At 73.6% G+C, this 26,105-nt stretch carries 20 protein-coding genes; 7 read left to right on the forward strand and 13 right to left on the reverse strand.

All coding sequences use genetic code 11. The features are described from left to right. The first annotated feature begins 242 nt into the window (after positions 1–242). Positions 243–599 carry a DUF805 domain-containing protein gene (locus AB0C73_RS16570; RefSeq protein ID WP_362530016.1) on the forward strand — a complete coding sequence of 119 codons (357 nt, stop codon included), beginning with the start codon at positions 243–245 and terminating at the stop codon, positions 597–599. Between the two features lie 159 nt (positions 600–758). Here AB0C73_RS16570 and AB0C73_RS16575 read toward each other — a convergent pair whose 3' ends face one another. Further along, the gene (locus AB0C73_RS16575; RefSeq protein ID WP_362530019.1) at positions 759–1,265 is read right to left on the reverse strand and encodes a GNAT family N-acetyltransferase; all 507 of its coding nucleotides are present in this window, start codon (positions 1,263–1,265) and stop codon (positions 759–761) included. Positions 1,266–1,334: 69 nt separating this feature from the next. Then, positions 1,335–2,705, reverse strand: coding sequence for a hypothetical protein (locus AB0C73_RS16580; RefSeq protein ID WP_362530022.1), 1,371 nt, complete (start codon positions 2,703–2,705; stop codon positions 1,335–1,337). 217 nt (positions 2,706–2,922) lie between these two features. On the opposite strand from AB0C73_RS16580, the gene AB0C73_RS16585 reads away from it, so the two are divergent. Continuing rightward, complete coding sequence (locus AB0C73_RS16585) at positions 2,923–4,410, forward strand: SpoIIE family protein phosphatase (protein WP_362530024.1); 1,488 nt, start codon at positions 2,923–2,925, stop codon at positions 4,408–4,410. 195 nt (positions 4,411–4,605) lie between these two features. Here the strand turns inward: AB0C73_RS16585 and AB0C73_RS16590 are convergent, their stop codons facing one another. Further along, positions 4,606–6,102, reverse strand: a complete 1,497-nt coding sequence (locus AB0C73_RS16590; RefSeq protein WP_362530026.1) for a hypothetical protein — start codon at positions 6,100–6,102, stop codon at positions 4,606–4,608. A 237-nt stretch (positions 6,103–6,339) separates the two neighbouring features. Here AB0C73_RS16590 and AB0C73_RS16595 point away from each other — a divergent pair, with 237 nt between their 5' ends. The 3 genes from AB0C73_RS16595 (at position 6,340) to AB0C73_RS16605 (ending at position 12,082) form a co-directional block, all read left to right on the forward strand. Then, the gene (locus tag AB0C73_RS16595) at positions 6,340–7,470 is read left to right on the forward strand and encodes an aminoglycoside phosphotransferase family protein (RefSeq protein ID WP_362530028.1); all 1,131 of its coding nucleotides are present in this window, start codon (positions 6,340–6,342) and stop codon (positions 7,468–7,470) included. A 373-nt stretch (positions 7,471–7,843) separates the two neighbouring features. After that, positions 7,844–9,715, forward strand: a complete 1,872-nt coding sequence (locus AB0C73_RS16600) for a peptidoglycan recognition family protein (RefSeq protein WP_362530473.1) — start codon at positions 7,844–7,846, stop codon at positions 9,713–9,715. 171 nt (positions 9,716–9,886) lie between these two features. Further along, positions 9,887–12,082, forward strand: coding sequence for a germacradienol/geosmin synthase (locus tag AB0C73_RS16605; protein WP_362530031.1), 2,196 nt, complete (start codon positions 9,887–9,889; stop codon positions 12,080–12,082). Between the two features lie 84 nt (positions 12,083–12,166). Here AB0C73_RS16605 and AB0C73_RS16610 read toward each other — a convergent pair whose 3' ends face one another. From AB0C73_RS16610 to AB0C73_RS16645, 8 genes are all read right to left on the reverse strand, one after another. Beyond that, positions 12,167–12,535, reverse strand: coding sequence for an RNA-binding S4 domain-containing protein (locus AB0C73_RS16610; protein WP_362530034.1), 369 nt, complete (start codon positions 12,533–12,535; stop codon positions 12,167–12,169). Between the two features lie 18 nt (positions 12,536–12,553). Next, positions 12,554–13,054 (reverse strand): hypothetical protein, encoded by a 501-nt coding sequence (locus tag AB0C73_RS16615; RefSeq protein WP_362530037.1) that lies wholly within the window; start codon positions 13,052–13,054, stop codon positions 12,554–12,556. Between the two features lie 50 nt (positions 13,055–13,104). Further along, positions 13,105–16,233 carry an AAA family ATPase gene (locus tag AB0C73_RS16620; protein ID WP_362530039.1) on the reverse strand — a complete coding sequence of 1,043 codons (3,129 nt, stop codon included), beginning with the start codon at positions 16,231–16,233 and terminating at the stop codon, positions 13,105–13,107. Positions 16,234–16,511: 278 nt separating this feature from the next. Further along, positions 16,512–16,709: a DUF397 domain-containing protein gene (locus AB0C73_RS16625; protein WP_362530476.1), complete on the reverse strand. Its 198-nt coding sequence runs from the start codon at positions 16,707–16,709 to the stop codon at positions 16,512–16,514. A 189-nt stretch (positions 16,710–16,898) separates the two neighbouring features. After that, a complete protein-coding gene (locus tag AB0C73_RS16630) occupies positions 16,899–18,065 on the reverse strand; it encodes a thiolase domain-containing protein (protein WP_362530042.1) in 1,167 nt (388 codons plus the stop codon). Positions 18,066–18,075: 10 nt separating this feature from the next. Next, on the reverse strand, positions 18,076–19,155 hold the full coding sequence (locus tag AB0C73_RS16635; RefSeq protein WP_362530044.1) for a thiolase domain-containing protein: 1,080 nt from the start codon (positions 19,153–19,155) through the stop codon (positions 18,076–18,078). Further along, complete coding sequence (locus AB0C73_RS16640; RefSeq protein ID WP_362530046.1) at positions 19,152–20,090, reverse strand: OB-fold domain-containing protein; 939 nt, start codon at positions 20,088–20,090, stop codon at positions 19,152–19,154. Before AB0C73_RS16640 ends, AB0C73_RS16635 begins: the two co-directional genes overlap by 4 nt. Positions 20,091–20,156: 66 nt before the next feature. After that, positions 20,157–20,963: a crotonase/enoyl-CoA hydratase family protein gene (locus tag AB0C73_RS16645; protein WP_362530048.1), complete on the reverse strand. Its 807-nt coding sequence runs from the start codon at positions 20,961–20,963 to the stop codon at positions 20,157–20,159. 179 nt (positions 20,964–21,142) lie between these two features. Here AB0C73_RS16645 and AB0C73_RS16650 point away from each other — a divergent pair, with 179 nt between their 5' ends. Further along, entirely contained in the window at positions 21,143–22,774 is a 1,632-nt protein-coding gene (locus AB0C73_RS16650) for an acyl-CoA synthetase (protein ID WP_362530050.1), read from the forward strand. A gap of 15 nt (positions 22,775–22,789) precedes the next feature. Here AB0C73_RS16650 and AB0C73_RS16655 read toward each other — a convergent pair whose 3' ends face one another. Then, complete coding sequence (locus AB0C73_RS16655) at positions 22,790–24,310, reverse strand: alpha/beta hydrolase (protein ID WP_362530052.1); 1,521 nt, start codon at positions 24,308–24,310, stop codon at positions 22,790–22,792. Positions 24,311–24,464: 154 nt separating this feature from the next. Between AB0C73_RS16655 and AB0C73_RS16660 the strand changes: the two genes are divergently transcribed. Continuing rightward, entirely contained in the window at positions 24,465–25,295 is an 831-nt protein-coding gene (locus AB0C73_RS16660) for a pentapeptide repeat-containing protein (RefSeq protein ID WP_362530055.1), read from the forward strand. A gap of 12 nt (positions 25,296–25,307) precedes the next feature. Here AB0C73_RS16660 and AB0C73_RS16665 read toward each other — a convergent pair whose 3' ends face one another. After that, entirely contained in the window at positions 25,308–26,087 is a 780-nt protein-coding gene (locus AB0C73_RS16665) for a GNAT family N-acetyltransferase (protein WP_362530057.1), read from the reverse strand. Between the last annotated feature and the right edge of the window lie 18 nt (positions 26,088–26,105).

The following is a 26,105-nucleotide window of genomic DNA, read 5'->3' on the forward strand; positions in this document are numbered from 1 at the left end:
GACCGCCAGTTACGTCCTCACCAACGGCTCCGCCCGTTTCGTGTTCACCTCCGTCATCAAGGCCACCACCGACTGGCGCGCGAGGGGGCGACGCCGTTCACTTCTGTCGCGCCCATGTCTGTGAACGGCCACCGCCAGGTAACGAATTGACCCACGAGGTTTCGGCCACATAAGTTCTGCGTAAGCCTTGCTCCACAGGGACAGGCTCTCCCGCTCATACACCCAGTCCTTGGGGGGACAAAGTGAACTGGTACCTCGACGTTCTCAAGAAGTACGCAGTATTCAGCGGCCGGGCGCGCCGCCAGGAATTCTGGATGTTCACCCTGTTCAACCTGATCGCGGCGATCATCGTCATGGCCATCGACATGGCGATCAGCACCTACCCGCTGCTGTACGTCATCTACTTCCTGGCCGTCTTCCTGCCGACTCTGGGTGTGACCGTCCGGCGTCTGCACGACACCGGCCGCTCCGGCTGGTGGATCCTGATCGACCTCGTGCCGTTCGTCGGCTTCATCATCCTGATCGTCTTCCTCGCCAGCGAGGGTGAGGCCCAGGTGAACGCCCACGGCCCGAACCCGAAGGCCGCCCCGGCCTACTGACGGTCCGCACGGCGATCCGTACGCCGTACCGCTCGCGGGACCGCTGCCGAAGCCCCTGGAAGCCATGGCTTCCAGGGGCTTCTCGCATGCGCGCACCCGGTTCGGACACCCGGCGGCGTCCGGCTGTTGCTCGGCCGCGCAGGATCTGGCAGGTCGGTCTCAGGACGTGCGTCGGCGGCGGTAGAGGACCTGGTGGGCGTCCCACTCCACGAAGGACTCGGCGTGGGTCATGCCGACGGCCTCCAGGAGGCGGCGGGAGCGGACGTTGGCCTCCTGCGTGACCGCGACGACGCTGGGCGTCTCCGCGAGGGCGTGGTCGACGGCCGCGGCGACGGCCTCGCGGGCGTACCCCTGTCCCCAGTGCTCGGGCAGGAACTGGTACGAGACCTCCGTCTCCCCGTCCCGTCCCGCCCGCGCCACCGTGACCAGGCCCAGCACCGCGCCGTCGGCGACGCGCTCGACGGCGTGACAGCCCGGCGCGCCGACGATCCGCTCCCGCCGGATGCGGATCACCGACTCGACCACCGGCCCGCCCAGATGCCGCCGCACCTCGGGGTCGGTCCACAGGCGCGTGACGGCGGGCAGGTCCCGGGTACGTACGGGGCGCAGCACGAGGCGCTCGGTGACGAGCGGTGTCAGCGGCGGTGAGGCGGGGACGGGGGCCATACGTCGATGATGGCAGGCCCGGGGACGTACGGCCCACGGGGTCGCGTCGGCACGGCCCGGGAGGCCCGCTCAGCCGCCCAGCCTGCGCTGGAGCGCGGCGAGCGCTCCGGCGTGGCGGCCCGGTACGGCGCGGCGCAGTTCGACGAGCGCGGGGCCGAGGGCACGGGCCCTGGCCGGGTCCTCGATCTGCTCCCACTGGTGGTGCGCGCGATCGACCGCGCCCGCCACGTCGGGCTCGTTCGGGCCCTGCCGCAGCCCGAGCCGGGCCTGCGCCGCGGCGATCCACAGCTCGCAGCTCCGGGCCGGCTCCCCCGCCAACCGCGCCAGATCCGCCCGCACCTCCACCCAGTGCAATGCTTCCCCCGACCGCGGCCCGTACCGCCGCAGCGCGTCACTCTCCCACGCGGCCGCCACCGCCGCGGCCTCGCTGTGCCGCCCGTCCATCGCCGCGGCCAGAATCGCCGGATGCGGATCCGCCCCGGTCCCGGGCCGCGGCGGCCCGGCGGGCGCTGCGGGAGCGACCACGGAACCCCCGTGCGGCGGGTGTTCCGATGGGGCTCCGACCGCTGCGGGCACGGGCACGGAGGCTTCCGCGCTCGCCTGCCGCGGGGGCCTGACGGGCCTGTCAGGCGTGTCGGTCCGTACCGCCGCGCCCGCACGCCCCAGCCTCCTCGTCGGCGGCGACTCCACGAAGGCCGGCTCCGGAGCGGGAACCGCGACCGAAGCCGGGACCGGAGCCGGGACCGCTGCCGAAGCCGGCACCGGGACCGGAGCCGGAGCCGGCGCCACGGCGGGGGCCGACGCCTCCGGCGGGGTCAGCAGCAGCGACTCCGTCTGCGGGCCCGCCGCCGCGGCCGCCCCCGCCGCCTCCAGGTGGAGCACCGGAAGCGGCGGCCTGGCGCCCGTACGCCACAGGGTCGCGAAGTGGCGGAGGTAGTCCGGGGTGGTGAGGGGGCCGCGGCGGGGGAAGGGGGTGATGCGGGCGTAGAGGGGGATCGCGGGGCCGAGGGTGAGGGCGGACGGGTCCGTCGTGAGGCGCTGCCAGAGCTCGGGGTCGGCGGCCAGGTCGGCGACGACGTGGGTCGTGCCGGGGCGGCGCGCGGCGAGTTCGGTGGCGAGCCAGTGCCAGGGAAGTCCGGTGTAGCGCAGGGTCGTCGGCGTGCTGCGGGCGAGCGCCAGGTGCGGAAGCCGCTGGCGGCGGTCGAGTTGGACCTGGCCGGCGAGGTAGAGGGCGAGCGGTCCCGGCGTGGCCGCGGCCGCGCGGAGGCGGGTGAGAACGGTCTGCGGGTCGAGGGGGTCCGCCAGTTCGACGACCGTGGCCATGTGCGCCCCGGCCAGCACCCCGGCGGGCACCGCCGCGAGCGCGGGCAGCACGGACGCCGCGTCCATGGCACGTCCCCGTCCGGCCGGCGCCGCGGCCAACAGCACGGCCGTACCCATTGCGTTCACCTCGTCGCTCACCACACCAGCACCGTAACCTGTACGGCGTTGGCCGATTCTCGCCTGGTCTCTCCGCGCGCCGAAGGCATATGTCAGAAGCACCACCGGATCGAGTGTTGCCGAATGTCTTACGAGGTGTCCCGGGCTGTGCGAGAGTCGTACCCGGGATCCACCTCCCAGACTTGGCCGCGCCACGTCGCCTGCATCGGAGTACGACATGCCGTCCCATCAATTCGCGGACCGTCCCGCCCAACCACCCGAGCCGGGCACGGTGGACGCACTGATCTCGCAGACGCGCCGGCTGCGCGGTGGGGTCGACGCGGTACGCCGGGACGCCGTCGCGGACGAGGACGACCCGCACAACCGGTGGCAGCGCGCCCTGTGCGATCTGGCGGTGCATCAACTCGATGATCTCGGTGCCCACTTGGGGCAGTTGAAAGCCGGCCTTCCCGGCTCCGTCTCCGGCTCCGACGACGGCCCGGGTCTCGCCCCCTTCCCCTCCGCCGCGGGCGCCGTCCACGCCGAGTCCGGCCTGCCCGCGCCGCTCCCCTCGCAGCGGCTCACCGGCTCCCTCCTCTCCCGCGTCGGCAGTGCCGAGTGGGATCTCCTCACGGACGCCGCGCACTGGTCCGACGAGTTGTTCCAGATCTTCGGGCGCCCGCGGGAGAGCGGGCCGATGTCCCTGGACGAGCTGCCGTCGATGGTGTTCGCCGAGGACCAGACGCTGCTCCAGACGATGGTGACCGACTGTCTCATCGACGGGAAGCCGATCGACGGCGAGTTCCGCATCGTCCGCACCGACGGCCGGGTCCGCACGGTGCATCTGACGGGCGAGCCGGTCCTCGACTCCGACGGCTGCACCGCGTCCATGTGGGCCGTCTTACGCGATGTCAGCGAACTGCGCCGCACCGAGCGGGCGGTCCGCGAGACCCGCGACAGCCTCCAGCGCCACCAGCACATCGAGCACACCGAACGCCGGGTGGCGGTCGAGCTCCAGGAGGCGGTCCTGCCGCCCTGGCGCGGCTCGCTCCGCTTCGCCCACGACGGACCCGCGCCGCTCGACGTGGCCGGGCACTATCTGCCGGCCGCCACGCCCGGCCTCATCGGCGGCGACTGGTACGACGCACTCGCGCTCCCGGACGGGGACGCGCTGCTGACGGTCGGCGACCTGACCGGCCACGGGGTCGCGGCGACCTCCTCGATGGCGATGCTGCTCGGCGCGCTGCGCGGCATGGCGGTGGCCGGGATCCGGCCGGGCGCCCTGATGGGACACCTCAACCAGCTCCTGGACAGCTCCGTCCAGCCCGCCCTGGGCAGCGCGATGTGCTGCCGTTACGACCCCGCCGGCCAGATCCTCGTCTGGGCGCAGGCCGGTCACCCCGCCCCGCTGCTGTTCCGCGACGGGACGGGGCGCTCTCTGGCCAGACCCGAGGGCGTGCTCCTCGGGGCCACGACGAGTGCCGTGTACGAGGAGGCCGGGACCCGGCTGCTCCCTGGTGACGTGCTCCTGCTGCACACCGACGGGCTGACCCGCACGGCAGGCGGCGTGGACGACGGCCTCGGTACGGAGCGGCTCCTGGCCCTCGCCCCGCGGCTGGCCGCGGCACGGGACGCGCAGGACTGTGTCCGGGCGGTCGTGGAGGAGTTCGGCGAGGGGCCGCGCGAGGACGACGCCTGCGTGATGGTGGTCCGGGTCGGGCGGTGACCCCGGCACTGCCGCCGCGACAGCACCCACGCGCAGGACACGTACGCGTGCTCCGGACGCGCGCAGGACGCGTACGCGTACCCCGGAATCAGGAGCGGGCCCGGCCCGCTCCTTCCGCACGTCCGCAGCGGACCCTGCGGCCTTCGCGGACCCCGTGGACCACCCCGCGGACCTCCCATCCGCTCCCCCGGCCCCTCACGCCTCCCCCGTCCTCGGGCGGTTCGTCGGCGCCTTGGGGAGGGCCGTCTTGATCTCCTCCCGCAGGTGGTCGATCTTGGTGTAGCCCGCGTACTCGCCGGTGAGCCGGTACATCTCGCGGAGCCGGACCCAGGTGCGGTGCGAGGAGGTGTCGCCCATGGAGACCAGCGCGAGCCGCGCGTAACCCGCCGCCTGCTCCGGGTCGTCGGCGATGAAGCAGGCCGAGGCCATCGAGATGTGGTCGAAGAGCTTCGAGCGGTTGTGCCCGTCGCGGCGCAGCTCCAGGGCGAGCCTGGCGTGGCGCTGGGCCGGGACCGCGGCCGCCGGGTCGTGCTCGGCGAGGGTGCGGTAGGCGAGCGCCTGCATGCCGTGCAGGTCCGCCTCGTCGAAGTTCTGCATCCAACTGGGCTTGTCCTCGCCCTTGTCGGACACGAACAGGTCCTCGGCCTCGCCGAGCGTACGGCGCATGGCCTGGCCGCGGCCCATCGACGCCTGCGCCCAGGCCTCGATGGTGCGGAACATGGCCTTGGTGCGCGGCAGCAGATGCAGACGCTCGCCGGAGCCCGAGGTGGCGAGCTTCATCAGGTCGAGTGCCTCGTCGGGCCGGCCCAGGTGCACCATCTGGCGGGCCGCGCGGGAGAGCGCCTCGCCGGCGCGCGGCCGGTCGTCGCCCTCGCGGGCCGCGTGCGCGGCGATCACGAAGTACTTCTGGGCGGTGGGTTCGAGGCCCACGTCGTGGGACATCCAGCCGGCGAGCACGGCCAGGTTGGCGGCCACGCCCCACAGGCGGCGCTGGAGGTGTTCGGGGTGGTGGTAGGCGAGCATGCCGCCCACCTCGTTGAGCTGGCCCACGACCGCCTTGCGCTGGAGGCCGCCGCCACGGGAGGCGTCCCAGGCGCGGAAGACCTCCACCGAGCGCTCCAGGGCCTCGATCTCCTCCGACCCGATGGGGGCGGCCTCGTAGCGGTCGTACCCAGCGGGGTCGGCGTGGAGGGGATCGATGGCGCGGGGGGCGGCGCCGGGGTGTGCGGGGTCGGTGTGGAGCCAGTCGTGCATGGCGTTGGTCAGTGCGGAGCCGGCGACAAGCGCGGCACCCGCGCCCACCAGGCCGCGTCGGTTGAGCATGAGGTCCATTCCCGTGAATTCGGTGAGGACCGCTGCCGTACGCTCGGGCGCCCAGGGGAGCCCGTCAGGGTTGTCGGTGTTCCTGACGTTCTGCCGTTTCCCGGCGCGCCCGTGTCGTACGAACCCGAGGTCCTCGATGGTCACGACACGGCCGAGTCGCTCGGTGAACAGGGCTGCCAGCACCCGGGGCACGGGGTCGCGGGGGGTCTCCCCCCGGTCGATCCAGCGCCGTACCCGTGAGGTGTCGGTCGCCAGCTGGGGGTGGCCCATGGCCGCCGCCTGCCGGTTGACGAGTCTCGCGAGTTCGCCCTTGGACCAGCCGGCCAGGCCGAAGAGGTCTGCCAGGCGGGTGTTGGTCTGCTCTGTCACGTCTAAGCCCCCAGGTTCTCGGCTGAGTTGACAGTAGCCCCCTGTCATAGGCCTGGCGACAATTCGCCAGGGTTCGCCAGGGTGCGCTCGATGTTCCGCCACCCGCGCCTGGGTGTCAGGTAGGAACGCGCCACCCCGCGCCGCCGACCGGCCCACATTTTCCCCAGGGTGCGGACCGTTCGGTCTCGCGGGGCGACGCACGCAACTCGTCGGCGCACGAAGGGATCTGTCTCCTCCATGTACACAGCATCGTCCTCCGTGTCCGCTCCGCCCCGGCCGCTCCACCGCACCGTCCCGGCCGGTTCCGGTCCGTATCTCGCCCCCGCTCCCGCCCAGGGAGCGGTGCGGCCGAGGCGCTGGGCGGGGAGCACCGTCCAGCCGCCCAGCGGGAGGATCGACCTGTCCGGCCCCCAGGGCGCCCAACTGCGCATGGCCATCGCGTCCGTCCACCGGATCTGCCCGGAGTTCAATCCAGTGCAGGTGCTGCGGCGCAGCGGCCGTTCCGTCCTGATCGTCGGGACGACCGGCCGGACGACCGCGGTGGCGAAGTGTTTACTGGACCACTCCCCCGCGTGGGTCGAGCGGTTCCGGCACGAAATAGCGTCCTACCGTTCGTTCGTCCGGCACCGTCCTCCGGTGCGGGCGCCGCGGCTGATCGCGGCAGACCCGGAGAACTGCACGCTGGTGATCGAGCGGATGCCGGGGCGGGCCGCGGCCCTGACGCGCCACCCCGTGGACGCGCCGCCGCGGGCGGACGTGCGGGCCGCGCTCGGTGCGATCGCACGTCTGAACGCCTGGCGACCGCCGGCCGGTACCTTCGACGCGCCGCTCGACTACGGGGCGCGGGTGGCGCGCTACCACGAGCAGGGTCTGTTCACCGACCGGGACCGGGACGACCTCCAGAAGCTGCTGCGCGGGCTCACGCACGCGGGCGGGCGGCAGGGCATGGGGCAGTTCTGTCACGGTGACGCCCTGCTCTCGAACATCCTGCTCTCGCCGGCGGGTCCGGTCCTGGTGGACTGGGAGCACGCGGGCTGGTACCTGCCGGGCTACGACCTGGCGACGCTGTGGGCGGTGCTCGGGGACGCTCCCCTGGCGCGGCGGCAGATCAGCCAGCTGGCGCAGCAGGCGGGGCCGGCGGCGCGGGACGCGTTCCTGGTGAACCTGATGATCGTGCTGACCCGCGAGATCCGGACGTACGAGACGGCGGTGCAGCGCACGATCAAGGAGGCGCCGCCGGCGGGTTCGGTGCCGGTGCCGGCCGGGGCGGTCTCGCCCGGCGAGGAACAGCGGCTGCTGCTGCGGCGGCTGCACGACGACTGCGCCATGGCACGGCGGGCCGTGCGCGCGGCGGTCGGAACGCGGTAGCGAAGCGGTCCGACGCAGTACGGGGGTGGCGCGCCGCGCGCCCGGTGCCGACACACCGGGGCGCGGTGCTTCGTTTTTCCCGCGCCTCGCCCTGGGAGCGGCGTGGCGACCCCAATGGTCCACACCACTGACGCGCCGCAGGCGGGCGGGCCGCCCGCGCGAAACTCCGCGCCGCCGCGCGCGTAGCCGCTCTGACGTGGGAAATCGCCGGTGGCGACAGGTGATTGACGGGGCGTCTGGAACGGGATACCCCTGTACGGGTTCGGTTCCGCACGCCCCCGTTCTCCCCCTGTCGCTGGAGGCTGCCTTGCTCCGTTCCGCGTCCCTCAGACGTGCCGCACCGGCCGTCCTGCTCCTTCCACTGCTCGCCGGGATGCCCTCGGCCACCGCCGGCACGCCCGAGCCGGATTCGCTCCAGCGCCAGTTCGCGGTGGCGGCCGAGCGGCATCACGTACCGCAGAGCGTGCTGCTCGCCGTGTCGTATCTGCAGTCGCGCTGGGACGGGCACGGCGGCGCGCCGAGCGTGACCGGCGGCTACGGTCCGATGCATCTGACGGACGCCGTGACCGCACTGGCCTCGGCGCCGCATCACGCGGACGGTACGGAGGACGCGCGCGGCGACGACGCCCGGGCGCCCCGCACGGGGGTTGGGGCGGTAGCCTCGCCGCCGGCCGGTGAGCCGCCCGCGCGGCTGCGGACGCTCGAACAGGCGGCGCGGCTGTCCGGGCGGCCGGCGGCGGAGCTGCGTACGGACCCGGCGGCGAACATCGACGGCGGTGCGGCGCTGCTCGCCGAGGCGCAGCGGGCGGCGGGGCTGCCGGCGAGCGCGGACCCGGCCGACTGGTACGGGGCGGTGGCCCGCTCTTCGGGTGCGGACGACACGGCGACGGCCGCGGCCTACGCGGACGACGTGTTCGACGTGATCCGGAGCGGCCAGTCGCGCACCACGGACTCCGGGCAGCGGGTGACGCTCGCGCCGGATCCGGCGGTGGTTCCGGCCACCGGGCAGCTGGCCGCGCTGGGGCTCCGGGATGCGGCGAAGGGTCCGGTGGAGTGTCCGGAGACGGTGGCGTGCGAGTGGGTGCCGGCGCCGTACGAGGAGTTCGGGGACGGCGACTACGGCAATCACGACAAGGCGGACCGGCCGGTGTCGCAGTCGGTCGACTACATCGTGATCCATGACACCGAGGCGGACTGGGACACCACGCTGAAGCTGGTGCAGGACCCGACGTATGTGTCGTGGCAGTACTCGCTGCGTTCCTCGGACGGGCATGTGGCGCAGCATCTGGCGCTGAAGGACGTGGGCTGGCACGCGGGCAACTGGTTCGTGAACGCCAAGTCGGTGGGCCTGGAGCACGAGGGCTTTCTGACGTCGCCGGACTCCTGGTACACGGAGGCGATGTACCGCTCGTCGGCGCGCCTGGTGCGCTATCTGGCGCAGCGGTTCGGCATCCCGCTGGACCGGCAGCACATCCTGGGGCACGACAACGTGCCGGGGACGGTGACGTCGACCATCAAGGGGATGCACACGGATCCGGGTCCGTACTGGGACTGGGCGCACTACTTCCAGCTGCTCGGCCGGCCGATCACGCCGAGCGCCGGGCCGGACGCCGGGGTGGTGACGATCCGCCCGGACTACACCGCGAACCGGCCGGTGTACACGGGGTGCACGACGGCCGGGGTGGCGTGTGCGCCGCACGGGAGCGGGGCGGTGCGCCTGCACACCGCCCCGAGCGCCGACGCGCCGCTGGTGAAGGACATCGGGCTCTACCCCGGCGGGCAGGAGGCGACGACCGGGGTGAACGACACGGGGGCGCGGGCCTCGACCGGCCAGAGCTTCGCGGTGGCGGAGCGGCAGGGCGACTGGACGGCGGTCTGGTACCTCGGGCAGAAGGCGTGGTTCCACAATCCGCCGAAGGAACCGACGGCGGTGGACGCGCGGGGGCTCGTCCTGACGCCGAAGGAGGGTCTGGCGTCGGTGCCGGTGTACGGGCGGGCGTATCCGGAGGCCTCGGCCTATCCGGCGGGGGTGCCGGTGCAGGCGGTGTCGCCGCTCCCGTACAGGCTGCTCGCGGGGCAGACGTACGTGGTCGGTGGCCGCACCCCCGGCGAGTACCTCTTCGCTCCGACGTTCGACACGACGGGGCATGCGGTCGTGCGTGGCCAGGAGGAGTACTACGAGATTCAGTTCGGCCATCGGGTGGCCTTTGTGAAGGCCGCTGACGTGCGCGTTTCCCAGGGCTGAGGGAGCGCGGCCGACATCGGACAGGTGCCGGTCGGACCGCGGAGCGGGGCGCGGTCCGACCGGCACCTCATGCCACCGGTACGACTATTCCGGTGCTCGCGTGGGGCCCGGGGCCGAGGGGTAGGGCTCGCCCGGACGCCCGCCCGACGCTCACCGAAAGGCCTCCCTGGCATGGCTCAGCCCTTCGTTCTGCCGGATTTCTATGTGCCGTATCCGGCCCGGCTCAATCCCCATCTGGAGGCGGCCCGCACGCACACGTGCGACTGGGCGCGGGAGATGGGGATGCTGGAGGGCTCCGGCATCTGGGAGGAGGCGGACCTCCGGGCGCACGACTACGCGCTGCTGTGCTCGTACACCCACCCGGACTGCGACGCGGAGGCGCTGTCCCTGGTCACCGACTGGTACACCTGGGTCTTCTTCTTCGACGACCACTTCCTCGAGGTGTTCAAGCGCACGCCGAACCGGCCGGCCGGCAAGGCCTATCTCGACCGGCTGCCGCTGTTCATGCCGGCCGATCCCGCGGCCGGGATGCCCGAGCCGGCCAATCCGGTGGAGGCGGGCCTGGCCGATCTGTGGCGGCGCACGGTGCCGGCGATGTCGGCGGCCTGGCGGGTGCGGTTCGCCGAGGCGACCGAGGCACTGCTCAACGAGTCGCTGTGGGAGCTCGACAACATCACCGACGGCCGGATCGCCAATCCGGTCGAGTACATCGAGATGCGCCGCAAGGTGGGCGGTGCGCCCTGGTCGGCGGGGCTCGTCGAGTACGCGGCGGGCGCGGAGGTGCCCGAGCGGGTGGCGTACTCCCGGCCGCTGCGAGTGCTGCGGGACGCGTTCTCGGACGCGGTGCATCTGCGCAACGACCTCTTCTCGTACCAGCGGGAGGTCGAGGAGGAGGGCGAGAACAGCAACGGCGTCCTGGTCCTGGAGACGTTCCTCGGCTGTACGACACAGCAGGCGGCCGACGCCGTCAACGACCTGCTGACCTCGCGCCTCCAGCAGTTCGAGAACACGGCGCTCACCGAGGTGCCGGCGCTCTGCGTGGAGCAGGGCCTGGGTCCGGCGGAGGCGGCGGCCGTCGCCGCCTACACGAAGGGACTGCAGGACTGGCAGTCCGGCGGGCACGAGTGGCATCTGCGGTCCAGCCGCTATATGAACGAGGGCCTGGTGACCGGCGTTTCGGGGCGTTCCGCCGGGCTCGGGACCTCGGCGCTCGACATCAGGAACCTGCTCGGCCGCCCGGCCCGGGGCCGGGCGCGCACCCTCACGCATGTGCCGCACCAGAGGGTCGGGCCGTCCCTGCTCCCGGAGTTCCGGCTGCCGTACCCGCTGACGCTGAATCCGCACCACGCCGAGGCCAAGCGCCGCTCGGAGCAGTGGGCGCAGCGGATGGGGCTGCTCGACGACATCTGGGACCGGCGGATGCTGGACGGCTTCGACTTCGCGCTGTGCTCGGCGGGTCTCGACCCGGACGGCACGCTGGAGGAGCTGGAGCTCAGCGCGCTGTGGCTGACCTGGGGCACGTACGCGGACGACTACTACCCGATCGTCTTCGGCCGCCCCCGCAACCTGCCGGGCGCGAAGCAGCAGACGGACCGCCTCAAGGCCCTTCTCTCGCACGCCGGTTCAGCGGCGACACCGTCCCCTCAGCACCCTCTGGAGCGTTCCCTCGCCGACCTCTGGGCGCGCACGACCGCACTGATTGACGAGGCGGCCCGGGCGCGCCTGCGCGCGGCCCTGGAGTCGATGCTGGACAGCTGGATGTGGGAACTGCTCAACGTGGCCCAGCACCGGGTGCCCGACCCGGTCGACTACCTCGAGATGCGCCGCAGCACCTTCGGCTCCGAACTGACCATGCTGCTCGCCCGCTTGCGCCGGACCGAGTCGCTGCCGCCGGGGATCTTCGACACCGGCACCGTGCGGGCCCTGGAGGGTTCCGTCATGGACTACGGGGCGATGATCAACGATCTGTTCTCGTACCAGAAGGAGATCGAGGTCGAGGGCGAGCTGCACAACCTGGTGCTCGTGGTGCAGACGTTCTTCGACTGCGACTACCCGACGGCGGTGCGGATGGTCGACGATCTGATGCGGGGGCGGCTCCAGCAGTACGAGCATCTGAAGCGGCGTGAAATCCCGCTGTTGTACGCCGACTTCGGGCTCGACGCGAGCGGCCGGGCGGCCTTCGAGGCGTATCTGCGCGAGCTGGAGGACTGGTTGGCCGGCATCCTGCACTGGCATCGCGGCGTGCGGCGGTACGGCCCCGAGGATGTGCACCGGGGTGCGGGCTCGACGCTCGCGCGCCGGGGGCCGCAGGGGCTCGGCACCGGCTCGGCGCGGCTCACGACACTGTTCGGCACGCCGGTGCGCTGACGCGGACGGGCCGCCTCCGCGTCAGCGTGGGGCGGCCCGTGTCGGGTCGGAGGGGGGGACGGCGGCGCGGTCAGGGCCCCGTGGTCAGGGCTGGAGTCCGCGCAGCCGGTCGAGCTCGCGGCGGTCGCGCTTGGTGGGGCGGCCCGTGCCGCGGTCGCGGACGGCGGCCACGGCGACGTGCTCGCGGGGCGGCGGGGGCGGGCTGTTGTCGACGTAGGCCTCGGCGGCGGCCGGCGGACCGACCCGCTTGGTGAGCAGCTGCTTCACCTCGACGATCCGCTCCCGGCCACCGTGGAAGACCCGTACCTCGTCGCCCGGCTTCACGGCCTGGGCGGGCTTGGCGCGCTCCCCGTTGACCTTGACATGGCCGGCGCGGCAGGCCGCGGCGGCCTGGGAGCGGGTCTTGGTGAGCCGCACGGCCCAGACCCAGCTGTCGACGCGCACACTGCTCATCGGCCCCCGCCTTCCCGGTCAGCCCTGCTGGAACAGTTCGGCGGGCAGCGGCTTGAGCAGCGCGTACAGGTCGTCGGTGATGGGCCGGTCCCAACTGGCGATGGTGACCAGGATGTTGTCGCTGCGGTCGAACTGCACACAGGAGATACGGCTCTCGGAGAGCTTGAGGCGGCGCACGATCAGCAGGTTGTCGCCCTGCATCACCGGCATGTCCTCGCGGTCGAGCACCTCGACCGGCTCGTCGTTCTCCAGGGCCGCGAGCAGCTGGGCGACCTCGAAGGGGACCTGCCCGTCGGCGAGCTCGCGGGCCGGGGAGCCCTCCGGCAGATTGCCGATGATCATGGCGGGGCCGCGGCCGCCGAACAGGTCGTAGCGGAGGAACACGCCCTGGCAGCTGCCGTCGGGGGCCGGGAGCAGACCGGCGCCGAGGTTGCCGGGCCAGTCCCCGGGGTCCATGGCCAGGACGTCGAAGTCCGGGCCCGCGGGTGTGGCGGCGCTGCGGCGGCGGAGGAAGGACATACCGCCATGGTACGTGCCCCGGCGCGCGTCGCGGCGCGCCGGGGCCACGGTCACCGGCCGTTGGCGGGCAGGGCGCGCAGGGCGCCGTCGAGACCCGCCCGGTCGGTGCCCAGTTTGCGGTAGACGGCGGACAGCAGCCGGGTGGCGGTGGTCCGGTCGACGCCGAGGGCGGCGGCCGGGTCCTGGCCGCGCGCGGCGAGCTCCGCGGCCGCCCGCTCACGGGCGGTGAGCGTGTCGCCGTCGGCCGTGTGCAGGGCGCGGGGGCGCAGCCCGGCGGCCGCCAGCTCGGCCCGGGCCTCCTCGACGAGCCCGTCGGCACCGCAGTCCTGGGCGGTCTCCAGGCCCCGGTAGAGGTGCTCGGCGGCTTCGGCGTGGCGTTCGGTCCGGCGGAGCGCGGCGCCGAGTGCGACGAGCGAGCGGGCCAGCTCGTAGGCGGCCGGGGACTGGTCGAGCCAGTCGACGGACTCCTCCAGGAGCTTGATCCGCTCGACGCCTTCGGAGACCTCGGCGGCCACCCGCAGCGCCTGGCCGATCGCGGACGGTGCGCCGTACTGGCGGGCCCGGGTGACGGCCTCCTGCGCGGTGGCGAGGGCCCGGGCCGGGGAGACCGCGGCCTGGGCGAGGGCCAGGTGGAGCTGCCAGGGGCAGCAGGAGGGGTTGCGCTTGCCGCGCGGGTCGAGGCGCATGCCGACCGCGGACAGCTCGCCGAGGGCCTCCTCGGTGCGGCCGGTGGCGAGCAGCAGTTCGGCGTGGACGGTCTCGCAGTCGGGGATGGTGACGGCGGTGGGGAAGGGGTCGCCGAAGTCGTGCTCGCGGGCGACGCGCTCGGCCTCTTCCGTACGGCCGCGGGCGAGGAGGACCTCGATCATGACGCCGGTCGCGTACCAGAGGGCCGGCGTGCGCGGGCCGACACGCTCGGCGAGGCGGAGTCCGGCGCGGGCGAAGTCCTCCGCCTCCATGAGCCGGCCGCGCCGGAAGCGGATGTAGCCGATGAGGGTGTACGCGAAGGCGAGGTGGGCGCCGCGCCAGCCCTGTTTCTCGAACTCGGAGGTGCCGGCGGCGAACAGCTCCTCGGCGCGGCCGGGCCGGTCGGCGTACAGGTGCAGCAGGGCCACGAGGACGGGGACCTCGAAGTTGCGGCTCTCGTCGGCCCAGCTCAGGCCGCCTTCGAGGGCGCGCTCGGCGTGGCGGAGGGCGACGGTGGCGGGTTCGGCGCGCAGGGTGGCGTCCCAGGCGCGCAGGCCGATGATGTAGCGCTCGGTGAGATCGCGGCCGGTGAGCCGCTCGGCGAGGGCGGCGAGGCGCCGGGAGCGGGCGGGCGAATCGGGTTCGTCGGCGCGCAGGGTGTCCCACATGAACTTCTCGGCCTGCATGCGCAGCCGGCTGCGGGCGTCGGTGGTCTGCCGGGTCTCGCGTTCGAGGAGTTCGGTGGCCTCGACGAGCCGGTCGCTGTGGGCGAGGACCTGGGCGAGACGGTAGACGATGCCGTGCCGCAGGGCGGGGTCGGCGACCGGCTCCTCCAGGGCGGCGCGCAGATGGTTGACGGTGGTGGCGGGTTCGGTGAGCAGCGAGGCGCAGCCGAGCTCGAAGAGCACGGCGGCCCGCTCGTCGTAGTCCGGGGGTTCGCGCAGGGCGCGGGCGAGATAGCGGCGGGCGGTGTCGGGGGCGCCGGCCCGCAGGGTCTCCTGGGCGGCGGCGCGCAGATGCTGCACCACCCAGGGGTCGCTCTCCGGGTGGGTCTCGACCAGGTGGCGTGCGGCGGCGGTGGAGCCGAGCCCGGCGTCGACGACGCACCAGGCGGCCTGGCCGTGGAGGGCGACGCGGGTGGCGGCCGGGATGGCGTCGTAGACGGCGGAGGCGATGAGCGGGTGGACGAACTCGAGGGTGTCGCACTCCGGGTCGACGGGTTCGGCGAGGACACGGGCGCCGCGCAGCAGGGTGGCGCTGCGGGCGACGTCCTCGCCGCCGAGTGCGGCGACGGCACCCGCGAGCTGCGGGGAGATCTCGGTGCCGAGGACCGCGCAGGCCCAGGCGAGGCGGACGGTGGCGGTGCCGAGGCGTTCGATCTGGGCGATGAGTCCGCTGCCCTTGACGGCGGCGGCGAGGTCGCGCAGGGCGTGGGCGCGGTCGGCGGTGGGTTCCAGACCGCGGTCGCGGATGCGGGCGGCGAGCTCGACGGCCTCGAAGGGGTTGCCGGAGGTGACCTCCCAGCACTCCTGGCAGAACTCGTCCTCGGCGTGGGCGCCGACCCGGTCGCGGACCAGGCGGGCGATGGCGCCGGAGGTGAGGGGTTCCAGGCCGAGCGGGCGCTGACCGGACCGGCGGCCGGTGAACTCCTCGCCGGTGTCCGGGAGTTCGTCGGGCCGGTAGGCGACGACGAGGAGCATGGGGAGTTCCTCGGCGCGCGGCGAGAAGGCGGAGAGCCAGCCGAGGGACTCGGGGTCGGCCCAGTGGGCGTCGTCGAGGACGACGACGAGCGGGGCACGGCGGACGGCGAGGTGGGTGAGCACCCAGTCGAGTCCGTCGCGCAGACCCTGCGGGTCGGGCGGGGAGCCCTCGGCGGCGGTGCACAGGCCGAGGGCGGGGCCGACGATGTCGTACCAGCTGCCGAGGCGCTCCCTCAGTTCGGTGCGGGAGGCGGCGGCGAGCTGGGGCTGGAGGAGCTGGCGGGCGACGTGGAAGGCGACCCGCTGTTCCTGGTCGCCGCCGCGGGCGGACAGCACCGTGCAGCCCTTGGCGGCGGCACGGCGGCGGATCTCGGCGAGCAGGGTGGTCTTGCCGAGCCCGGCGGGCGCGGCGAAGGCGAGGACACCGCCCTGGCGGACGGTGCGGCCTGCGGACCCGGGTTCGGGGGTGGTGCGCGGACGGTCGGTGGGCCTGGCGGCGTGGTCGGCGCCCTTCACCAGGCGGAGCGCCGGTCCGGCGAGGGCGTCCCGGGGCTGCGGGACGCGGTCGGGGCGCTCGCCGGGACGGGCCCGGCCGACGGCATCAGCGTTGGCCTCGCCACGGGCCTCGGGCACGCCGGGGGATGCGGCGGGTCCCGCGGGGGCGCCGGGCGGTCCCGCGTCGGTGACGTGCCCGACGAGGAGGTTCAACGCCTCCTCCGCCGCCGCGAGTTCGGCCTCGCGCTCGAACAGGCCGAAACCGCGGCCGGCCCGTCCGCCCGTGTGTGCTGCCATCGTCCACCCCCACGCCGGGGGCGCACGCCCGGCGCACAGGGGGGTGCGTCCGGGGGCGACGGCCCCACCAAAGGCCCAGCGTACGCCGGGATGCGCCCTCAGGGAGCGGGATTGTGGGGGATGTTCACTTCCGGCCCGCACCTGGCCGACGATCTTCACCGGCGGCCGGGTTCGCCCGGCTTACGACCCGTCTTGCGACCCGTCGTGCGACCCGCCTGACGAGCACGTCGCGCACGGTATCCGCGCGGGGGCGGGCCCTGCTCTCATGTCACGTCACATCACGTCAGATCGAACTCGCCGTCACGCGCGTTCACCACGAACGCGCGCCACTCGGCGGGGGTGAACACGATCGACGGACCGCCGGGGCGGCGCCCGTTGCGCATGGCGATGAAGCCCTCCACGAACGCGATCTGGACGTCCCCGACCCCGTGACTGCCGGAGCGCCAGTCGGCCCCCGCCAGATCGAGCTCCGGCAGGTCCTGTCCCGTGCGCCCGTGCTGGGCGAGCCCGTGCCGGTCGCCTCCGTGCTGCCTGGTGGGGCCGGTGATGGTGCTGTCCGCCACGTCGGTGCTCCTCTCGCGTTCCCCGCGTCACGCTCCGCGGTCAGGCCGACACGGCCTGGTCCGGGCCTCAGCGTAGCGAGCGGCCCAGGCCGCCGACACCCCTCAGGAGGTGGGCGGCCGGTCGCCGACCAGCCACATGGAGAAGAACTGTGCGCCCCCTCCGTAGGCGTGTCCGAGCGCCGTGTGCGCCCCCTCGACCTGGTGCTCGCCGGCCCGCCCGCGCACCTGGAGGGCCGCCTCGGCGAAGCGGAGCATGCCGGAGGCGCCGATGGGGTTGCTGGACAGCACACCGCCGGAGGGGTTCACCGGCAGGTCGCCGCCGAGTTCGGTGACACCGGCCTCGGTGAGCTTCCAGCCCTCGCCCTCCTCGGCGAAGCCGAGGTTCTCCAGCCACATCGGCTCGTACCAGGAGAACGGCACGTACATCTCGACCGCGTCGATCTGGCGGCGCGGGTCGGTGATCCCGGCCTGCCGGTAGACGTTGGCGGCACAGTCCCGGCCGGCCCGAGGGGAGACGAAGTCCTTGCCGGCGAAGAGGGTCGGCTCGCTGCGCATCGCGCCGCCGAGCATCCAGGCCGGCGGGCGGGGCGAACGGGCCGCGCCCGCCCGGTCGGTGAGCACCATCGCGCACGCGCCGTCGGAGGACGGACAGGTCTCGGAGTAGCGCACCGGGTCCCACAGCATCGGCGACGCCTGCACCTTCTCCAGGGTGATGTCGTGCTCGTGGAGGTGCGCGTAGGGGTTCTTCAGGGCGTTGCGACGGTCCTTGTACGCGACGAGTGAGCCGATCGTGTCGGGGGCGCCGGTGCGCCGCATGTACGCGCGCACGTGCGGGGCGAAGAAGCCGCCCGCACCGGCGAGCAGCGGCTGCTGGAAGGGCACGGGCAGCGAGAGGCCCCACATGGCGTTGGACTCGGACTGCTTCTCGAACGCGAGGGCGAGGACGGTGCGGTGGACCCGGGCGGCCACCAGGTTGGCGGCGACCAGGGCGGTGGAGCCGCCGACCGAACCGGCGGTGTGGACCCGGAGCATGGGCTTGCCGACCGCGCCGAGCGCGTCGGCGAGGTACAGCTCCGGCATCATCACGCCCTCGAAGAAGTCGGGGGCCTTGCCGAGGACGACGGCGTCGATGTCCGCCCAGGTCAGCTCGGCGTCGTCGAGCGCGCGCCGCGCGGCCTCGCGGACGAGCCCGGCGAGGGAGACGTCGTGGCGGGCGGCGACGTGCTTGGTCTGCCCGATCCCGACGACGGCCACCGGTTCCCTGCTCATGCGAGTCCCCTTACTCATGCGAGTCCCCTTCGAGTACGGCGACGAGGTTCTGCTGCAGGCAGGGCCCGGAGGTGGCGTGGGCGAGGGCCCGGTCGGAGGCGCCGCGGTGGATACGGGCGGCGGCCTCGCCGATGCGGATCAGCCCGGCGGCCATCAGCGGGTTGGCGGCGAGCGCGCCGCCGGAGGGGTTGACGCGCACCTCGTCGCCGAGGCCGAGGGCTTGGCGCAGCACGACCTCCTGGGAGCTGAAAGGTGCGTGGAGTTCGGCGGTGTCGATGGGCCGTTCGGCGGCCGGGTCGTAGGCGCCGGCCCGTTCGGCGGCGAGGCGGGTGGAGGGCGAGTCGGTGAGGTCGCGGACGCCGAGCGCGTGGGCCTCGATGCGATGGTCCATGCCGGTGATCCAGGCGGGCCGGGCACACAGCTCGCGGGCCCGGTCACCGGCGGCCAGGATCACGGCGGCGGCGCCGTCGCCGACCGGCGGGCAGTCACCGGTGCGCAGCGGCGCGACCTGGTAGGCGCCCTGCGGGCGGGCGCCGGGGAGCTGGGCGTGCGGGTTGGAGGCGGCGTCCCGGCGGCTGCGGGCGGCCACGGCGGCGAGCTCCGCCTCGTCGGTGACACCGGCGTCGATCAGGGCCTGCGCCTGGAGCGCGGCGAGGGCGACGGAGTCGGGCCACAGCGGGGCGACGTAGTAGGGGTCGAGCTGGCGCGAGAGCACGTCGCGCACGGAGCCGGGCGAGGACTTGCCGTACGCGTAGACGAGCGCCGTGTCGGCGTCGCCGGTGAGCAGCTCGACCCAGGCCTCGTACAGCGCCCAGGCGCCGTCGGCCTCGACGTGGGACTCGGAGATCGGCGGCCAGGCACCGACGCCGTCGAGGGTCATGGTGAAGGAGAACGCGCGGCCGGCGAGGTAGTCGGAGGAGCCGGAGCAGGTGAAGCCGATGTCGGAGGTCTTCAGACCGGTTTGGCGCAGTACGTCGTGGAGGACCGGCATCACCATCTCGACCTCGGAGAGTTCGTCGGTGCGGCGGGTGTGGTCGGTCTGGGCGAAGGCGACGATCGCCACCTCCCGGCCCGGGCGGGCAGCGCTCACAGCAGCTCCTTGTACGTGTCGTAGGCGGCGTCCGGCTCGCCGCTGGGCCGGTAGTGGTCGGGGTGCCGGCCGCCCTCGGTCCACACGGGTTCGACCCTGAGGCCCATCCGGACCTGGTCGTAGGGGATGCCCCCGATCCGCCCGTGCAGGGCGAGGCCGGCGCCGTCGAGGGCGATGTGGGCGTAGACGTACGGCACTTCGATGTCGAGGTTGCGCGCCTTGATGTTGACGATGCAGAAGGTGGTGACGGTGCCGCGGGGCCCGACCTCGACGCGTTCGGTGGTCGCGACGCCACAGGTGGGGCAGGCGCCGCGGGGCGGCACGTACACCTTGGCGCAGGAGGGGCAGCGCTCGCCGACGGTGCGCCGCTCGGCGAGGGACTCCAGCCAGGCGGTCTGGGCGCGGCCGGGGGTGTAGTCGTAGTCGAGCCGGGCGGGGGTGACGATGCCGGTGACGGGCTCTTCGAACACGCCGTCGTGGGGGCGGGGCCGGGAGTCCTCGGGGCTGCCGTCGTACGGCTCGAAGCAGGCGATGTCGGTGATGGCGCCGGTTCGTTCCGCGGCCCAGCGGATCCGCACCCGCATACCGGTGCGTACGGCCTCGGGGCCGGGGGCGTCCAACGCGTGGAGCAGCGCGGTGTCCGCACCGTCGGGCCGGACTAGCACCCAGGCGAAGGGCGTGGCCAGCGGCTGGCCGGTGCGCGGCTCGGGGTTCCAGGCCCAGGTGGTGACGGTGCCGGTGTCGCCGAGTGCGACGAGTTCGCGCAGTTCGGCGGCGGTCTCGGGGTCGTACTCGACGGGCGGGACGAGGATCCGGCCCCTCTCGGTGCGCACCCCGAGGAGGGTGCGCTCGCGCAGTCCGGTGAGGAAGGCGGACTTGACGGGGCCGAGGGAGCGGGTGAAGGGGAACTCGACGGTGAGGGGGGCGCGGAGCATCTGGGTCTCCTGGGGTTCCTTTTTGAGGGGGTGCGGGTGGGGTGCCTGCGGCGGGGTGGGGAAGAATCACTCCCGGCGATACACCGGCGCACGCTTCTCCGCGAAAGCCGTCGCCCCCTCCTTCGCGTCCGCCGTCGCGAAGATCGGCCACCCCCGCTTCAGCTCCGCCGCCAGCCCCTCCGCCTCCGTCATCTCCGCGGTCTCGTACACCGACGCCTTCACCGCCTCCACCGCCAACGGCCCGCACCCGTTCACCCGCTCCGCGATCTCCAGCGCCGCCTCCAGCGCCGTCCCGTCCGGCACGACGTGCCCGATCAGCCCGATCCGGGCCGCCTCGTCGGCCGTGTACGCGCGCCCGGTGAGGAGCATTTCGAGGGCGTGGGTGCGGGGGATCTGGCGGGGCAGCCGGACGGTGGAGCCGCCGATCGGGAAGAGGCCGCGGCGGACCTCGAAGAGGCCGAAGGTGGCGGAGGCGCCTGCGACCCGGATGTCGGTGCCCTGGAGGATCTCCGTGCCGCCGGCCACGCAGTGGCCCTCGACGGCGGCGATGACCGGTTTGCGCGGGCGGTGGTGGCGCAGCATGGCCTTCCAGTGCAGGTCGGGGTCGGCCTTCATCCGGTCCCGGTAGCGGTCGCCGCCCGCCATTCCGGCCCCGGCGAGGGCCTTGAGGTCCATACCGGCGCAGAACGAGCCGCCGGCGCCGGTGAGGACGACGGACCGGACGGTGTCGTCCGCGTCGGCGGCGAGCCAGCCGTCGTACAGGCCGACCAGCATCGGCAGCGAGAGCGCGTTCTTCGTCTCGGGCCGGTTGAGGGTGAGGACGAGTGTGGCGCCCTCGCGCCGCACGGTGAGATGTTCGGTTCCGCCGCTCATGGATGTCTCCCGTCGCCGGCGTCGTCGCCATTTCTGGAACAGGTTGCAGGAGTCTCCAGGCCACTTCAATAGTTTTCTGACACATAGTCAGATTCTTCTGTGCGCCCTCTTCCCACCTCTGCCCATCGGCGCTCTAATGACCGGCCTAGTACCCGGCGGGCCAGGGATCAGGAGGAACGGTGGAGTACAACCTTGCCGACCTGTTCGAATCGGTCGTCGACGTGGTCCCGGACCGCGAGGCACTGGTGTACGTCGACCACCCCGGCACCGGCGCCGAGCGCCGGCTGACCTATGCCGAGCTGGACGCCGCCGCCAACCGGCTCGCCCACCACCTGATCGACGCGGGGCTGCGGCCCGGCGAGCACCTCGGCCTCCACCTGTACAACGGCGTCGAGTATCTGCAGACCGTGCTCGCCTGCCTCAAGGCCCGGTTGGTGCCGGTCAATGTCAACTACCGTTATGTGGAAGAGGAGTTGGTCTACCTCTACCGCGACGCCGATCTGGCCGCGCTCGTCTTCGACGCCGAGTTCGGCGCGCGGGTCGCGGGCGCGCTGCCGCAGACGGAGAAGCTGCGGCACCTCGTGCGGGTGGGGACCCCGCCCGAGGACTCGCCTGTGCTCGACTGCTTCGCATTCACGGCGGCCGAAGCGGCCGGTTCACCGGAGCGCGGCTTCGCGCCGCGCTCGGCAGACGACCTCTTCATCATCTACACCGGCGGCACCACCGGCATGCCCAAGGGCGTGATGTGGCGCCAGGAGGACCTGTTCTTCGCGGGCCTGTTCGGCGGGGACCCGAGCGGCGAGCCGGTGAAGCGGCCCGAGGAGCTGGCCGAGCGGGTCGCGGCGGGCGGCGCGGGGATCACCTTCTTCCCCACTCCCCCGCTGATGCACGGCACCTCCACCCTCACCTCGTTCATCGCCTTCCACTACGGGCAGCGGGTGGTGCTCCACCGCAAGTACGTGCCCGAGGAGGTGCTGCGCACCATCGAGAAGGAGAGGGTGTCCAGCGTGTCCCTGGTCGGGGACGCGATGCTGCGCCCGCTGATCGACGCGCTGCACGGGCCGCTCAAGGGCACGGATCTCTCCTCCCTCTTCAGCCTCTCGTCCTCCGGCGCGATCATGTCGGACACCGTGCGCGACCAGTTCCGGGCGCTCGCGCCGAACGTGCTCCTGCTCAACAACTTCGGTTCGTCCGAGTCGGGTTCGAACGGGCGGGCCACCGACGACTCCGGCCCCGACAAGGGTTTCCGGCTGCACGTCAACGAGCGCACCCAGGTGGTCGACCCGGCCACCCACGAGCCGGTACCCGTCGGCGAGGTCGGCCGGCTCGCGCAGCGCGGCCATGTGCCGCTCGGTTACTACAACGACCCGGCGAAGACCGCCGAGACCTTCTTCCGCAAGGGCGACGAACGCTGGGTGCTGCTCGGCGACATGGCGACCGTCGACGCGGAGGGCATCGTCACCGTCCTCGGCCGCGGCTCGCAGTGCATCAACACCGGTGGCGAGAAGGTCTATCCGGAGGAGGTCGAGCAGGCGCTGAAGTCCCACCCGGACGTGTACGACGCGCTGGTCGCCGGCGTGCCCGACGCGAAGTGGGGCAGCCATGTCGCGGCCGTCGTCCAACTCCGCGACGGGGCGGCCCCGTTGGAACTGGCCGCGCTCCAGGACCACTGCCGCACCCGGCTCGCCGGATACAAGGTGCCGCGCCAGCTCGTGCTCGCCGACACCATCCAGCGCTCCCCCAGCGGCAAGGCGGACTACCGCTGGGCCCGGTCGGTGGCGGCGCGGGCGGACGCGGCCGGCCGGACCTGAGCCCGGCTCGTACCCTCAGACGCCGAACTCCCGCAACGCCTCCAGGAACTGCCGCGGCCGCTTCTCGTGGATCAGATGCCCGGCCTTGATGGTGACGAGCCGGGCGTCCTGGATCTCCTCCGCCATCCAGGTCAGCTGCTCCTGCGGCAGATGGCTGCCCTTGCCGCCGGCGACGATCAGGGTGGGGCGGGAGATCTCGGGGAGTTCCGTGCGCCAGGCCGGGTCGGGCTCGTTCAGCTGCGCGTCGGTCGCGGCGACCACCGCCCAGTCGAAACCGAGCGGCCCGTCCGGGCGTTCCACGAAGCCGCGCGGCGGATCGAGCGGGAAGAAGACCGGCGTGTCCTCCAGGACGAGCCGGTCCATCAGCTCCGTCTCGCGCTGGGCCAGGAGGTACACGGCCGCGCCGCCCATCGAGTGCCCCACGACGGCGGGACGGGTCAGGCCGAGGGCCTTCAGGAAGCCGCTCAGCTCGTCGCGGAAGACATCGAAGCCGTAGTGCCCGGGCCAGTCGCTGAGCCCGTGGCCGCGCAGGTCGAGCGCGTACACCCGCCGGTCGGTGGCGAGTCCGGCCGCGATCTCGGCCCAGTGGGTGCTGTTCTCGCCGCGGCCGTGCACCAGGACCACCGGCGGCGCGCCCTCGGGGCCGCTGACGCGGTAGGCGAGCCGGACGCCGTCGACGGTGACGGTGCGCACCTCCGGGTCGAGGAACGCGGCGACCGGGCGGACGAAGGCGCCGGCGTCGTCGATCCACGGGTAGTGGCCGGCGCCGGGCTGGACCACGAGCTCGGCGCGCGGGAAGCAGGCGGCGAGCTCGGCGGCCCGGGCCGGGCCGGGGCCCGCGTCGTACTCGCCCGCGAGGACGAGGACGGGGGCGGTCAGCTCGCGCAGCGCGGCCCGGGTGGCCTCGGGATCGAAGGCGCCGGGCGCGTGGAAGGCCTCGGCGGCGGCCCAGTTCATCTCGGTGGCGCTGCCGGCCGCGTGCGCCCGGGCGGCCTCGTCCCAGCGCCCGTACGCGAAGGGCATGGCGATCTCCGACACCTCGGGCAGCGGGGTGTCGGGTCCGACGCCCTCCAGGGCGGCCCGCGCCTCCGGGTACCAGTCCTGGTCCGCGAAGACCTCGGCGGCGGAGTCCCACTCCTCGTCGGAGATCTCGATGCCGACCGCCCGTGTGCCGCCGGTGACCAGGACGAGCGAGCGGATCCGGCCGGGGTGCGCGGCGGCGTACAGGGTGGCGAGGGCGCCGCCCGCGGAGTGCCCGAGCAGGTCCATCCGCTCCAGGCCGAGATGGGCGCGCAGCGCCTCGACGTCGCCGACCTGCCGGTCGCAGCGGTGGCTCGCCGGGTCGGCGGGGGTCGCGCTCGCGCCGACCCCGCGCTGGTCGGGCACGATCAGGGTGCGGTGGGCGGCCAGACCGCCGAGGTCGCCGAGGTAGCGCGCGTCGCGCATGGGTCCGCCGGGCAGCACGACGAGCGGTTCCCCGGTGCCCAGGGCGCGGTAGGCGAGGACGGTTCCGTCGTACGTCGTGAACTGAGGCATGGTCATGATCATGGGCGGCGGGCGCCGGGCGCGGCAACCGTGTTTCGCGGGGGCCTGTCCGGCGGACCGGGGCCGGGCCCCTGGTCCGCCGGACAGGCCCTGGGGCGCGATACGGTGGGAGGCCCGCCCCACCTGCGAAGGAAGCCGTCTTCCCGTGTCCCAGACCCGCCCGGCCGTGCCGCACCCCGACGAGCTGCGCGGGGACTGCGTGAACTGCTTCGGCCTGTGCTGTGTCGCCCTGCCCTTCGCGAAGTCCCACGACTTCGCCGTGAACAAGGCCTCGGGCGAGCCCTGCCGCAACCTCCAGGACGACTTCCGCTGCGGCATCCACACCCGGCTGCGGGACTCCGGTTTCCCCGGCTGCACGGTCTACGACTGCTTCGGGGCCGGCCAGCATGTCTCCCAGGTCGTCTACGGCGGGGTGTCCTGGCGCGAGGCTCCGCGGACCGCGCGGCAGATGTACGAGGTGTTCCCGGTGGTGCGCCAGCTGTACGAGCTGCTTCGCTACCTCACCGAGGCGCGCGGCCTGGCCGCCACCCGCCCGCTGCACGCCGAGCTCGACCGGGCGCTCGCCCGGGTGACCGAGCTGACCGCGGCGGACGCCGCCACCCTGGAGAAGCTGGACGTCGCCCCCGTACGCGCCGAGGTGAACCCGCTGCTTCTGCGGAGCAGCGCCCTGGTGCGCGCGGCGGCCGGCGGGAAGCCCAAGGACCGGCGGGGCGCCGACCTCGTCGGGAAGCGGCTGCGCGGGGCGCGGCTACGGGGCGCGGACCTGCGCGGGGCGCTGCTGATCGCGGCCGATCTGACCGGGGCCGATCTGTCGCTGACCGATCTGATCGGCGCGGACCTGCGGGACGCCGACCTGTCGGGGGCGGACCTGACCGGGGCCCTGTTCCTCACCCAGCCCCAGCTCAACGCGGCGCGCGGCGACGCCGCCACCCGCCTCCCGGAGGGCTTCGAGCGTCCCGCGCACTGGGCGCGCTGAGTCCCGTACGCCTCACTCGATCGCGTACACGTACGGCGTCGTGGTGGTCAGCTCGGCGAAGCCGAGCCGGGCGAGGATCGGGCGGCTGGTGTCGGCGGCGTCGACCTGGAGGTGGCGGTAGCCGCGGGCGGCGGCGATCCGGGCGCGGTGGGCGACCAGGGCGCGGTAGAGGCCGCGGCCGCGCCAGGCCTCGACGGTGCCGCCCCCGTACAGTCCGGCGAAGTCCGTGCCCGGCGGGAGTTCGAGGCGGGCGGCACTGACGGGTTCGCCGTCGGCGAGGGCGACGACCGCGGTGACGGTGCCGGGCGCTTCGGCGAGCTGGTCGAGGAGGCGGCGGCCCAGCCGCGAGGAGTCGCCGCCGAAGGCCCGGTCGTGCACCTGGACCACCATCCGTACCCCTTCCTCGTCGGTGACGGGGCGCAGTTCGAGGCCGTCGGGGAGGTCGACGGGAGCGGATACGGCGGCGGCCTCGGCGACCATCACGGTCTCCCGCTCGTCGGGCACGAACCCGGCGGCGAGGAGGCGGTCGGCGAGGTCGGCCGGGCCGTCGTGGCCGTACAGCTTCCATTCGAACGTGCGGCCGGCGGCGCGGAAGTGGCGGATCTGCGCGGCGATGGCCGCGTCGGCGTCGTCGGGGGTCAGCCCGGACCAGAAGACGCCGTTCCAGCCGTGCGCGGGTCCGGTCTGGCGGACGACCGGTCCGTCCCGCTCCACCCGGGCGCCGGGCCCGTCGGGGCGGGCGCCGAGGCGGAGCTGCTGGTCGTGGAGGGTGCGGAGGGCGGCGAGGTCCATGGCCCCACCCCAGCATCG

Origin of the sequence: Streptomyces sp. NPDC048623 (assembly GCF_040650755.1) — a bacterium.
Taxonomy (GTDB): Bacteria; Actinomycetota; Actinomycetes; order Streptomycetales; family Streptomycetaceae; genus Streptomyces.